The organism is Afipia sp. GW822-FHT03D08 (assembly GCF_058801645.1).
Genome location: NZ_JBXANK010000001.1, coordinates 2,117,675 through 2,130,360, shown reverse-complemented (window position 1 = coordinate 2,130,360; position 12,686 = coordinate 2,117,675). Strand labels below are relative to the sequence as shown.

Genomic DNA, 12,686 nt, shown 5'->3' with positions numbered 1-12,686 from the left:
TCGTGAACAGAAAACAACGCCGGGCTGAAGGAAAATCCGGCAAGGGCGTCACGCGCTCATCCAGCCTGCTCGAAGAAACCCTGTTCCACCAGGCCATGGCGCATCATCAGGCCGGACGGCTGCGCGAGGCCGAGGCGGACTATCGCGATGTGCTTGCTTCCAACCCCCGTCACACCGGTGCGCTCGGCTATCTCGGTCTGCTTGCGCATCAATTGGGTCACAGCGACACCGGCATCGATCTGTTGCGAAGAGCGATCGCATCGGACAAGCGCAGCGCCGAGCCGCATTACAATCTGGCGCGCGTCCTGTCCGATTGCGGACGCGACGATGAAGCGATCGTCCACAATCGCAAGGTGCTGGAGATCAGTCCGGATTTCCCCGGTGCGCACAACAACCTCGCCGCGTTGCTGCTGCTTCACGGACGTTCCAGCGAAGCTTTGACAATCGCCGCCGACGGGTTGCGGACGGACGACACCGCAGGGCTCAGGTCGACATTCGTGATGGCGCTTCGCTCGCTCGATCCTGCGGTGGTCAAACTTGATCCGAACATCATCCAGCTTCTGGTGCGCGCCTTGCGCGAGCCATGGTGCCGCCCGCGCGATCTGTCGGCTGCGGCGGGGGTGATCCTGCTTCGCAGTCCGGCGATGGCGCGCTGTGTCGAGCGGCTATCGCATGCAGGCTCCGCCCGGTTGGCCGAGCTATTTACGCGTGACGATCTCGCACTGTTGCATGGCGACGGCCTGCTGGAAGCGTTGCTCGGCACCTCGCCTGTTACGACAGTTGAAATCGAGCGGGTTCTGACAGCCGTCCGCCGCGCATTGCTGAGCGAGATTGCGTCAGGCGCGTTCGAGGCCTTTGAGGCGTGGCTGCCGCTGGCGTCGGCGCTCGGCCAACAGGGCTTCATCAACGAGTACGTCTTCGACGTCACCGAAGACGAGACGGTTCAGCTCGACCGGCTTCGCGATGAGGTTGCCGGGGCGATCACGCGCAATGAAGCGGTTGCGCCGATCAGGCTCGCGGTTCTTGCAAGCTATCTGCCGCTGCATTCGGTTCCCGGCGCCGAACAGCTTGCGGAGCGATCCTGGCCCGCTTCAGTGACCCCGCTGATTGCCCAGCAGGTTATCGATCCGCGCGACGAACAGGCGGTCCGTTCCGGGATCGAGCGGCTGACCGCGATCGAGGACGATGTCTCGGAAAAGGTTCGCGCGCAGTACGAGGAAAATCCCTATCCGCGATGGAGCAGCATCTCCGCGGAAGTCCAGCCATTGCCGGTCGATCATTATATCGGGATGCGGTTTCCCGGTGTGCCGTACAAGCCGCTCGGACATCGTGCGCTCGATGTCCTGGTCGCGGGTTGCGGCACCGGGCAACATGCGATCCAGCGCGCGCTGCAATTCAAGTCCGCCAACATCCTCGCCATCGATCTCAGTCTCAGTAGCCTCAGCTACGCGATCCGGAAGACCAAAGAATTGGGACTGGCCAATCTGCGTTATGCGCAGGCGGATATTCTGGCGCTGGGAAACGAGAAGACGTTCGACGTCGTCGATTCGAGCGGCGTGCTGCATCATCTGAAAGATCCACTGGCGGGCTGGCGCAGGCTCGCCGGTCTGGTGCGTCCTGGCGGGCTGATGCATATCGGTCTCTATAGTGCGACGGCGCGCGCCGACATCAATGCCGCGCGCGCGTATCTGGCGCAGCAGGGCAGGGACTATTCGGTCGCTGAAGTCCGCCGCCTGCGGGCGGAATTCGCCGGCCGCGCGCCGGGTGATCCGCTCCACAACATTACAGGCTTCAGCGATTTCTTCAGCATGAGCGAGTGCCGCGACCTGCTGTTCCATGTGCAGGAGCACCAGTTTTCCATTCCGCAGATCGCGGATTTTCTGCGCGAGATCGGCTTTACATTTCTTGGCTTCGAGACGCCGGCGCGGACCAGTTATTTGCGGCGCTTTCCGGACGACAGGACGGCAACCGATCTCGCCAACTGGGCGGCATTCGAAGCCGAGAACCCTTCGACCTTCGCGACGATGTATCAGTTCTGGATTCAGAAAAACTGAGCCTCTCGATACACGCCGGGTTCCTGCTTACGTTTTCACCGGTTCCCCGGATCATTTTTCGGAACACCCCGAGCCGTGGGTCGTTGGTCAGCCTCTCAACGTGAAGAGGAGGATGACATGAAGATTCGTATGGCAATGGCTGTCGCGGCAATCGCACTCACGCCGGGCATGGCGCTCGCGCAGACCGCGACGGAGCAGGGCGCGCGCGAGGGCGCGGCGACGGGTCACGCCATTGGCGGCCCGGTCGGCGGCGCCGTTGGCGGAACTGTCGGCGCGGCGGTCGGAACCGCGGTCGATATTCCGGCGGCTGTGATTTCATCGGTCACAGGGTTGCCGGGGCCGTCGGTCGTGGTGAAGGAGCGTGTGGTGGTTGGTGAGCCGCTGCCGGATTATGTCGAACTGCGTCCGGTGCCGAGCCACACCGAGTATAACTATGCGGTGGTGAATGATCGGCGTGTGATCGTCGAGCCGCGCACCCGGCGTGTCATTCGCGTCATCGAGTAACGGCGCGCTGAACAGCAGCGCCGGATGATGCGAAGCGAAAGAGCCCCGTCATCGGACGGGGCTTTTTTGTTTTGGGTGGTTAAACCGAACGCGGTCCGAACAGGATGACGGCAGCGCCGGTCAGGCAGAGCGCTGCGCCCGCGATGTCCCATCGGTCGGGCCGCACGCCTTCCGCGGCCCACAACCACAGGAGCGATGCGGCGATATAGACGCCGCCATACGCTGCATACGCGCGTCCGGCCGCATCGCTCGGCACGAGGGTGAGAAAGTAAGCGAACAGCACCAGCGATATGACGCCGGGGACCAGCCACCAGATGGATTTGTCCAGCCGCAGCCACGCCCAGAACGCAAAACAGCCCCCGATTTCGGCGAGGGCTGCTGCAACGTAGATGAGGGCGGTCATGAGACGTGATCCAGAAACGGGATGTTCGTCATCCTGAGGCTCGCCGCGATGCGGCTCGCACCTCGGGGTGACGGCGCATCCCAATTCAGCGCGGCAGCGTGGTCGATCCCATCAGGAACTGATCGATCGCGGCGGCGCACTGGCGGCCTTCGCGGATCGCCCAGACCACAAGGGACTGACCACGGCGCATGTCGCCCGAGGAGAACACCTTCGCGACCGAGGTCTGGTAGTTATTGGTCGAGGCACGCACGTTGCCGCGCGGGTCCAGTTCGACGCCGAGCTTCTTCAGCAGGCCCTCGTGCACCGGATGGACGAAGCCCATCGCCAGCAGCACCAGTTCGGCCTTGATTTCAAACTCGGTGCCCGGCACCGGCTGGAACTTGTCGTCCACGCGAACGCAATGCAGTTTCGCGACCTTGCCATCGTGGCCGGAGAACTTCTGCGTCAGCACGGCGTATTCGCGGACCGCGCCTTCGGCCTGGCTGGACGAGGTACGCATCTTCAATGGCCAGTTCGGCCAGGTCAGGCCCTTGTTCTCACGCTCCGGCGGGGCCGGCATGATTTCAAGCTGGGTGACGGAGGTCGCGCCCTGGCGGATCGAGGTGCCGATGCAGTCGGAGCCGGTATCGCCGCCGCCGATCACAACCACGTCCTTGCCGCCTGCGAGAATTTCGCGGACATCGCCGAGCGGCTCGTTGCTGACCCGTCGGTTCTGCTGCGGCAGGAAATCCATCGCGAAGTGAATGCCGTCGAGGTCGCGGCCGGGAATCGGCAGATCGCGCGAGGCTTCCGCGCCGCCGGTCAGTGCCACCGCGTCATAGACCTTCAGCAGGTCCTGCGGCTCGACAGCGCCGGCATAATTGCCGCCGACCGGCGTGTTGTAGTGGAAGGTCACGCCCTCGGCTTCCATCTGCGCCACACGGCGGTCGATGATGCCCTTTTCCATCTTGAAGTCGGGAATGCCGTAACGAAGCAGTCCGCCGGCCTTGGCGAACTTCTCGAACACGTGGACTTCATGACCCACGCGCGCCAGCTGCTGCGCGGCGGCGAGGCCTGCGGGGCCGGAGCCGACCACGGCGATCTTCTTGCCGGTCTTGGTCGCTGAGATTTCCGGCTTGACCCAGCCGCTGTCCCACGCGCGGTCAACGATGGCGCATTCGATGGTCTTGATAGTGACCGGGTTGTCGTCGATGTTCAGCGTGCACGAGGCTTCGCACGGCGCCGGGCAGATGCGCCCGGTGAATTCGGGGAAGTTGTTGGTCGAGTGCAGGTTGCGCGAGGCTTCTTCCCAGTTGCCGTTGTAGACGAGATCGTTGAAGTCCGGGATCTGGTTATTGACCGGGCAGCCGGGCGTGCCGGGCTGAACCGAGCCGGTGCCATGGCAATAGGGGATGCCGCAATTCATGCAGCGCGCGGCCTGATCGCGCGTGTCTTTCTCGCTCAGCGGAATGACGAATTCCCTGAAATCCTTCACCCGCTCCGCGACTGGCTCGTACTTGCGGTCGTGACGCTCGATCTCAAGAAAACCTGTAGGCTTACCCATGGTGACTCTGACGCCCCTGAATCTAAGTTCTCACTTCACGTCATCCCGAGGTGCGCTCTCTTGCGCGCCTCGAAGGATGACTGTTCATCCCGCCGCCCTTTGAGGCTCGCCGCGATGCGGCTTGCACCTCAGGGTGACGGGACACCAAACATTACGCCCCGATCGCGATTTTCGGCTCTTCCGGCTCGCGCGATTTCATTTCTTTCAACGCGCGGCGGTATTCGACCGGCATCACCTTGCGGAACATCGGAAGATACTTCTTCCAGTTGGCGAGGATGTGCTGCGCCCGCGCCGAGCCGGTGAGCTTGGCGTGCCGCGTGATCAGGACATGCAGCCGTTCGACGTCCTCGCCGAGCAGATTGGAGAACACGTCGACGCGGCCATGCGCCTCGAGATCGCCGGACGAATGGAAGGCGTTCTGGTTGATCATCTCCTCGGACAGCACCGGCTCGAGATCGACCATCGCCATGTTGCAGCGTTTCTCGAACGTGCCGTCTTCGTCGATGACGTAAGCCACGCCGCCGGACATGCCGGCTGCGAAGTTGCGCCCGGTCTTGCCGAGCACCACGACGATACCGCCGGTCATGTATTCGCAGCAGTGATCGCCTGCGCCTTCGACCACGGCGACCGCGCCGGAGTTGCGCACGGCGAAACGCTCGCCGGCGACGCCCTGGAAGTAGCACTCGCCCTCGATGGCGCCGTACATCACGGTGTTGCCGACGATGATCGACTCTTCCGGCACGATGCCGGAGTTCTTGGGCGGCCGGACGATGATGCGTCCGCCGGACAGACCCTTGCCGACGTAGTCGTTGCCTTCGCCTTCGAGATCGAAGGTGATGCCGCGCGCCAGCCACGCGCCGAACGCCTGTCCTGCCGTGCCCTTGAGGCTGACATGGATGGTGTCGAGCGGCAGGCCGGTGTGGCCATAGGTCTTGGCGACAACGCCGGACAGCATCGCGCCTGCGCTGCGGTCGGTGTTGTGGATTTCAGCCTCGATCTTCACCGGAGCGCCGCGGTCGATCGCCGCCTGCGCTTCCCTGATCAGGGTGCGGTCGAGCACGTTCTCCAGATGATGGTCCTGCGCCTCGGAGTGATAGATCTTCTGGTCGGGCAGGGCAGGCTGCTTGAAGAACAGCTTGGAGAAGTCGAGACCCTTGGCCTTCCAGTGCGCCACCAGGGTTGCCTGGTCGAGCATCTGGCTCTGGCCGACCATCTCCTGGAAGGTGCGGAAGCCCATGGACGCCATGATCTCGCGCACTTCCTCGGCGACGAAGAAGAAGTAGTTGATGACGTGCTCGGGCTGGCCGGTGAAGCGCTTGCGCAGCACCGGGTCCTGTGTCGCGACGCCGACCGGGCAGGTGTTGAGATGGCACTTGCGCATCATGATGCAGCCCGCCGCGATCAGCGGCGCGGTGGCGAAGCCCATTTCATCCGCGCCGAGCAGCGCACCGATCACAACGTCGCGTCCGGTGCGGAAGCCGCCGTCGACCTGAACCACGATGCGGCTGCGCAGGCGTTCGCGCACAAGAGTCTGATGGGTTTCGGCGATGCCGAGTTCCCACGGCGAGCCGGCATGCTTGATCGAGGTCAGCGGAGACGCGCCCGTGCCGCCCTCGAAGCCGGAGATGGTCACATGATCCGCGCGCGCCTTGGCAACGCCGGCGGCAACCGTGCCGACGCCGATTTCGGAGACCAGCTTGACCGAGACCGCGCCGTCAGGATTGACGTTCTTCAGATCGTAGATGAGCTGGGCCAGATCTTCGATCGAATAGATGTCGTGATGCGGCGGCGGCGAGATCAGGCCGACGCCCGGAGTCGAATGGCGCACGCGGGCGATGGTCGCGTCGACCTTGTGGCCGGGCAACTGTCCGCCTTCGCCGGGCTTCGCGCCCTGCGCCATCTTGATCTGCATCATGTCGGAGTTGACGAGATATTCCGTCGTCACGCCGAAACGTCCCGATGCGACCTGCTTGATGGCGGAGCGCATGCTGTCGCCGTTCGCCATCGGCTTGAAGCGATCCGCCTCTTCGCCGCCTTCGCCGGTGTTGGACTTGCCGCCGATGCGGTTCATCGCGATTGCCAGTGTGGTGTGGGCCTCGCGCGAGATCGAGCCGAACGACATCGCGCCGGTGGCGAAGCGCTTGACGATCTCACTGGCGGGCTCGACTTCGTCGAGCGGCACAGGCTTGCGCTTGTCCTCCTCGGCGGTCTTGAGCTTGAACAGGCCGCGCAGGGTCAGCAGCTTCTCGGACTGCTCGTTCAGCACCTTCGCATAGGCGCGATAACGCTCCTGCGAGTTGCCGCGAACCGCATGCTGAAGCAGCGACACCGTCTCGGCGTTCCAGGCATGGTCCTCGCCGCGCGAGCGGTAGGCATATTCGCCGCCGACATCGAGGGCGGTCTTGTAGATCTGCGCGTCGCCGAATGCCTCGGTATGACGGCGTGCGGTTTCCTCGGCGATCTCGGCAAGGCCGACGCCTTCGATACGGGTGTGGGTGCCGGCGAAATACTTCGCAACGAAATCCGCTTTCAGGCCGACGGCGTCGAAAATCTGCGCGCCGCAATAGGACTGATAGGTCGAGATGCCCATCTTCGACATGACCTTGAGCAGGCCCTTGCCGATCGACTTGATGTAGCGCTTGACGATTTCCTTGTCGTCGAGCTTGGCCGGCAACTGATCCTTCATCGCGATGATGGATTCGAATGCCAGATACGGATTGATCGCTTCGGCGCCGTAACCTGCAAGGCACGCGAAGTGATGCACTTCGCGCGGCTCGCCGGATTCGACCACGAGACCGACCGAAGTGCGCAGGCCGGTGCGGATCAGGTGATGATGCACGGCAGCGGTCGCCAGCAGCGACGGGATCGGAATGCGATCCGAGCCCGCAGCGCGGTCCGACAGGATGATGATGTTGACGCCTTCGCGCACCGCGGCTTCAGCACGGCCGCACAGCTCTTCCAGCACCTGCTCCATGCCCGCGGCCCCGAGGCCGGCGTGGAACGTGGTGTCGAGCGCGCGCGACTTGAAGTGATTGTCGGCGACGTCGGAGATCGAACGGATCTTTTCCAGATCCGCGTCGGTCAGGATCGGCTGGCGCACTTCGAGGCGCTTGGTCTTGGACAGGCCTTCGATGTCGAACAGGTTCGGACGCGGGCCGATGATGGAGACGAGGCTCATCACCAGCTCTTCGCGGATCGGATCGATCGGCGGGTTGGTGACCTGTGCGAAGTTCTGCTTGAAGTAGGTGAACAGCGACTTCGGCTTGCTCGACAGCGCCGAGAGCGGCGTGTCGGTGCCCATCGAGCCCGCGGCTTCTTCACCGGTCGACGCCATCGGCGTCATCAGCACGGAGAGGTCTTCCTGCGAGTAACCGAACGCCTGCTGGCGATCGAGCAGCGACAGGTTGGAGCGCGCAGCCTTGGCCGGCGCGTCCGCCATTTCCTCGAGCACGATCTGGGTGCGGTCCAGCCACTCGCGATACGGATGGCTCTTGGCAAGCTCCGCCTTGATCTCATCGTCGGGGATAAGACGGCCCTGCTCAAGGTCGACCAGCAGCATCTTGCCGGGCTGCAGGCGCCACTTGGTGATGATCTGGTCTTCGGGAATCTTCAGCACGCCCATTTCGGACGCCATCACGATGCGGTCGTCCTTGGTGACGAGATAGCGCGCCGGACGCAGGCCGTTGCGGTCGAGGGTCGCGCCGATCTGGCGGCCGTCGGTGAAGGCAATCGCGGCGGGGCCGTCCCACGGCTCCATCAGCGCTGCGTGATATTCGTAGAACGAGCGGCGCTCTTCGCTCATCAGCGGATTGCCGGCCCATGCTTCAGGCACCAGCATCATCATCGCGTGCGACAGCGAGTAGCCGCCCTGCACGAGGAATTCGAGCGCGTTGTCGAAGCAGGCGGTGTCCGACTGGCCTTCGTAGGAGATCGGCCACAGCTTCTCGATGTCCTCGCCGAACTTCTCGGAGGAGACCGAGGCCTGACGTGCGGCCATCCAGTTGACGTTGCCACGCAGCGTGTTGATTTCGCCGTTGTGCGCGACCATGCGGTAGGGATGCGCCAGCGACCATGCCGGGAAGGTGTTGGTCGAGAAACGCTGATGCACCAGCGCCAGCGCGGATTCGAAATCCGGCTCGTGCAGGTCGGGATAGTACTTGCCGAGCTGGTCGGCGAGGAACATGCCCTTGTAGACGACGGTGCGGCACGAGATCGACACCGGATAGTAGCCGGCGAGCGCGCGTTCGCGGCGCTGATAGATCGCGTTCGAGATCGCCTTGCGCAGAATGTAGAGACGGCGCTCGAAGTCCTCTTCGTCCGCGCAGTCGCCGCAGCCGATGAAGACCTGCATGCAGGTCGGTTCGGTCGGCTTCACGGTGACGCCGAGCGAGGAGTTGTCGGTCGGCACTTCGCGCCAGCCGAACAGCTTCAGTCCTTCCGACTTGATCTTGTCCTTGATGATACCCTTGATGACTTCGCGCCAGGACTTCTCGCGCGGCATGAACATCTGGCCGACGGCGTACTGGCCGGGACCGGGCAAGGTGAAGCCGGCTTCCTTTGCCTTGCGTGCGAAGAAGGCGTGCGGAATCTGCACAAGGATGCCCGCGCCGTCACCGGCGCGCGGGTCGGCGCCGACAGCGCCGCGATGTTCGAGATTGCAAAGGATGCTGATCGCGTCGGACACGATCTGATGCGACTTCTTTCCCTTGATGTTGGCAATGAAGCCGACGCCGCAGGAATCCTTTTCGAGCGCTGGATCGTAAAGACCCGCGGCTTCCGGACGCCAGTTATGCTCGCGCGGTTTCAAGGCCGGGTCCGCCATCGGCGCATCCACCTCGATCTGATTCCGCTCGAACTCTGACCCGCTCATTCTCATCCTCACGCCTCTTTGGATTTAGAGGCAGTCTATTTTTACCCATTTTGGCCGCAGCTTCGGCGTTCGCGGAACCCTTCGGGAAGTCCTCGGGGCCACCGCTCGCGCTGTCACGAGCCTCGCTTTAGAAAGTGCAGTTCGCGCGTGCCGTTTCCGGCTGCCATGCGGCCTGCTGATATTACCGGCGCTGCAAACGCCGTGCCGAGATTACCCGGAAATTGGGACAGTAGTCCTGTCCTAATGCCGAGATTGCCAAACTTTTTCCTATCATACAAGCGCGTGAGAGTCCTCCCAGTGTAGTGGTTCGCAATTCCACGGAAACCCTGATGCGCGCTCCGTTCGTGGACCTGCGAACTGAAACCACACTGGAATCAATATCGTCCAGTGTCCTTCGAATCCCCAGCCCGCTACGGCAGCGCGGCGGAAGGCGGCGAGCCGCGGATTCGGGACACTGGGATGCGCTGCGCAGGCCATGCAGCTCCCGCGAAACGCTGCTGGATTAAGGCATTGCCGCCGCCATCCGGTCCTAGCTCCGCCGAAATCGGAAATCACGTTTGCCCCAGGATTTTTGGGAATCCGGGGACGGATTGGGACCCAGAATGGGAGGCCAATGGCGATGACGTCGTTTTCAACACTACAGATGATCGGACGGGCTGCCGCAGCCAGCGCGATCTTGGGAGCCGGACTGGTTTTCGTGCCTCCGGCGTTCGCCGCCGACGATTTTCCGATCGTGGGTGACATCCATATTTCCATGCCGCGAATTCTGGAGGACGAAGACCGTCCGCTGCCGCCGCCCGTTTACGAAAGACCGCCCAGCGAGCGGCCTTCCTATGAGGAGCGGCCTTACGCCCAGCGGCCCTATGCACCACTCCCTTATGCCGCGATCCCCTCGACCCGCTATCAGCGCTCGACATTGGGAGGTCGCCCGATGTTGCCACCCGAGCAGGTCGTGACCGTCCTGCGTTCGAGTGGTTACTCCCCGCTTGGCCGGGTCACCCAGCGCGGCTGGATCTACACCATCGCGGCCATCGACCGGAACGGCGACGACGGCCGCCTGATTATCGATGCCCGCACCGGCCAGATCATGCGGTTTATTCCGGCTCAGGCCGTCGATGAGCGGATGATGGCGGTTTATGGTCCGCCCGGTCCGCCGCCTGCGACCTATGCGGGCTATGAAAACCGGCGCGGAGCCCTGCTCGACCTGCGAAACGTGCCCCGCCCGCCGAACGCCGTCCCGAGGGGTGCGCAGCGCCCCGGATCGAAGGCCGCGAGCCGGACCCCGGCGCCAGCCGGAACGGCGACCACGCCACAAACGGCAGCTCCGGCGCAGCAGGCAACGGCTCCCTCCGCGGAGCCTTCACCGGCCGCGAAGCCCGCCACAGCAGAGAACAAATCTGCGGCAGCAGCGACGGTCGGGGCGGCTGCAGCGGCCGCGCCGCAGGCGTCCACGCCGGCACCATCGACGCTGAAACTATGGCCGACGCAGGCGATGCCAGACGTTCAGTCGCTGGAGTGACCTTCCGCATCGGTGACGTCACGTCTCACCATGACGCGGCAAAGAAACGCCCCGGGGCACCGGGGCGTTTGTAGTTTGGGAGGTTCGATAAAGCCGGACGGTTAGGCCGCGGCCTGCTCGGTCACCTGCGGCGCGGGGGCCGACGTGGTGATCGGAATCTGGCGAGGCTTCTTCGCTTCGGGAATCTCGCGGACGAGATCGACGTGGAGCAGGCCGTTCTCGAGCGTGGCGTTCTTCACCTGCACGAAGTCGGCAAGCTGGAACTGGCGCTCGAAGGCGCGCGACGCGATGCCGCGATAAAGCACTTCGCTGGACTGGCTGTTCTCATTGGCGGCTTTCTCGCCCTTGATCGTCAGGGTGTTTTCCTTGGCGACGATCGAGATTTCATTCTGCGAAAAGCCGGAGACGGCGACCGAAATCCGGAAATTGTTCTCGCCGGTGCGCTCGATGTTGTAGGGCGGATAGCCCGGCGAGCTTTCGCTGGCGGACTGATCGAGGAGCGAGAAGAGGCGGTCAAAGCCGACGGTGGAACGGTAGAAGGGGGTCAGGTCAAACGTACGCATGTTAGTCCTCCAATTGAGCGACCAGCGCGTTTTTCAGGCGGGACGGACCATTGCGTGAGCAACGTCCTCAAGACCGTCTCGCTTGCACAACGCGCCACTCTTTTTCAAAGAGCAGACAACCCGCCATTGGGCCGGGTTTTCGTTCTGCGTGCAGCCTTAACTGGCCTGCACGAAACTGATATGGGAGGGGCCTTGCGGGGTTCAAGAGGGTTCCCGGCCCCTCTTTTTGCCCGCAATATCTTTTTCCGAATTTTATGATTCCTTTCGCCTGATCGGCCCCGCATGACGCTTGTTTCCATCCCCGCCAATCCCGTTCCCGACAATGTCGTCAGCGGCACCATCAAGACGCCCGATGGCGCGGAGTTGCGCTTTGCCCGCTGGCAGCCGCCGGCTGGCCGCAAGGGCACCGTCTGCGTCTTCACCGGGCGGGCCGAGAGCATCGAGAAATACTTCGAGACCGTGCGCGAACTGCGCGAGCGCGGCTTCGCGGTGGCGATGATCGACTGGCGCGGGCAGGGACATTCGTCGCGGCAGTTGCGCGATCCCCGCAAGGGCTACGTCCACAGGTTTTCCGATTTCGAGGTCGATGTCGAAACCTTCGTAAAGCAGGTGATGCTGCCGGACTGTCCGCCGCCCTACTATGCGCTTGCCCATTCGATGGGCGGCGCCGTGCTGCTGCGGGTGGCGCATGCCGGCAAGCGCTGGTTCGACCGCATCGTGCTGTCCGCGCCGATGATCGACCTGCCGGGCTATGCGACAAAATTACCGACGCGGATGTTTGTGCGCACGCTCCGCTGGCTCGGCATGGGCGGCCGCTACGTACCCGGCGGCAACGGCGAACTCACCGGCACCAACAGTTTCGTCAACAATCCGCTGACCTCGGACCCGGTACGCTATGCGCGCAACGCCGCGATCTTCGAGGAAGACCCGACGCTCGGCATCGCGTCGCCGACGGTGGCGTGGGCCGACAGCGCGTTCCGGGCGATCGTCGAATTCCGTGAGGCGAGCTATCCCTCGCAGATCAGGCTGCCGATCCTGATGATGGCCGCGAGCAGCGACACCATCGTCTCGACCGCCGCGATCGAGGAATTCGCCTATCACCTGCGCGCCGGATCGCATCTGGTGATCGCCGGCTCCAAGCATGAAATCCTTCAGGAGCAGGATCGCTACCGGCAGCAGTTCTGGGCCGCGTTCGATGCCTTTGTGCCGGGCACGCCGCTGTTCAAGTAG

The 12,686-nt window shown here is 63.5% G+C and carries 8 protein-coding genes; 4 read left to right on the top strand and 4 right to left on the bottom strand.

The features are described from left to right. Positions 1–2: 2 nt before the first annotated feature. Both AC1RM7_RS10520 and AC1RM7_RS10515 read left to right on the top strand, forming a co-directional pair. The gene (locus AC1RM7_RS10520; RefSeq protein ID WP_492837863.1) at positions 3–2,054 is read left to right on the top strand and encodes a class I SAM-dependent methyltransferase; all 2,052 of its coding nucleotides are present in this window, start codon (positions 3–5) and stop codon (positions 2,052–2,054) included. A 117-nt stretch (positions 2,055–2,171) separates the two neighbouring features. Continuing rightward, positions 2,172–2,558 (top strand): DUF1236 domain-containing protein, encoded by a 387-nt coding sequence (locus tag AC1RM7_RS10515; protein ID WP_024919954.1) that lies wholly within the window; start codon positions 2,172–2,174, stop codon positions 2,556–2,558. Between the two features lie 79 nt (positions 2,559–2,637). On the opposite strand, the gene AC1RM7_RS10510 is transcribed toward AC1RM7_RS10515, so the two are convergent. The 3 genes from AC1RM7_RS10510 to gltB all read right to left on the bottom strand — a co-directional run bounded on the left by AC1RM7_RS10510 (position 2,638) and on the right by gltB (position 9,374). Continuing rightward, positions 2,638–2,961 carry a YnfA family protein gene (locus AC1RM7_RS10510; protein ID WP_024919955.1) on the bottom strand — a complete coding sequence of 108 codons (324 nt, stop codon included), beginning with the start codon at positions 2,959–2,961 and terminating at the stop codon, positions 2,638–2,640. 85 nt (positions 2,962–3,046) lie between these two features. Further along, positions 3,047–4,504, bottom strand: a complete 1,458-nt coding sequence (locus tag AC1RM7_RS10505) for a glutamate synthase subunit beta (RefSeq protein ID WP_006022054.1) — start codon at positions 4,502–4,504, stop codon at positions 3,047–3,049. Between the two features lie 151 nt (positions 4,505–4,655). Then, a complete protein-coding gene (gene gltB / locus AC1RM7_RS10500; RefSeq protein WP_024919956.1) occupies positions 4,656–9,374 on the bottom strand; it encodes a glutamate synthase large subunit in 4,719 nt (1,572 codons plus the stop codon). Positions 9,375–9,993: 619 nt separating this feature from the next. On the opposite strand from gltB, the gene AC1RM7_RS10495 reads away from it, so the two are divergent. Beyond that, on the top strand, positions 9,994–10,893 hold the full coding sequence (locus tag AC1RM7_RS10495; RefSeq protein WP_024919957.1) for a hypothetical protein: 900 nt from the start codon (positions 9,994–9,996) through the stop codon (positions 10,891–10,893). Positions 10,894–10,994: 101 nt separating this feature from the next. Here the strand turns inward: AC1RM7_RS10495 and AC1RM7_RS10490 are convergent, their stop codons facing one another. Further along, positions 10,995–11,456: an Hsp20 family protein gene (locus tag AC1RM7_RS10490; RefSeq protein WP_006022051.1), complete on the bottom strand. Its 462-nt coding sequence runs from the start codon at positions 11,454–11,456 to the stop codon at positions 10,995–10,997. 282 nt (positions 11,457–11,738) lie between these two features. Here AC1RM7_RS10490 and AC1RM7_RS10485 point away from each other — a divergent pair, with 282 nt between their 5' ends. Then, on the top strand, positions 11,739–12,686 hold the full coding sequence (locus AC1RM7_RS10485) for an alpha/beta fold hydrolase (RefSeq protein ID WP_006022050.1): 948 nt from the start codon (positions 11,739–11,741) through the stop codon (positions 12,684–12,686).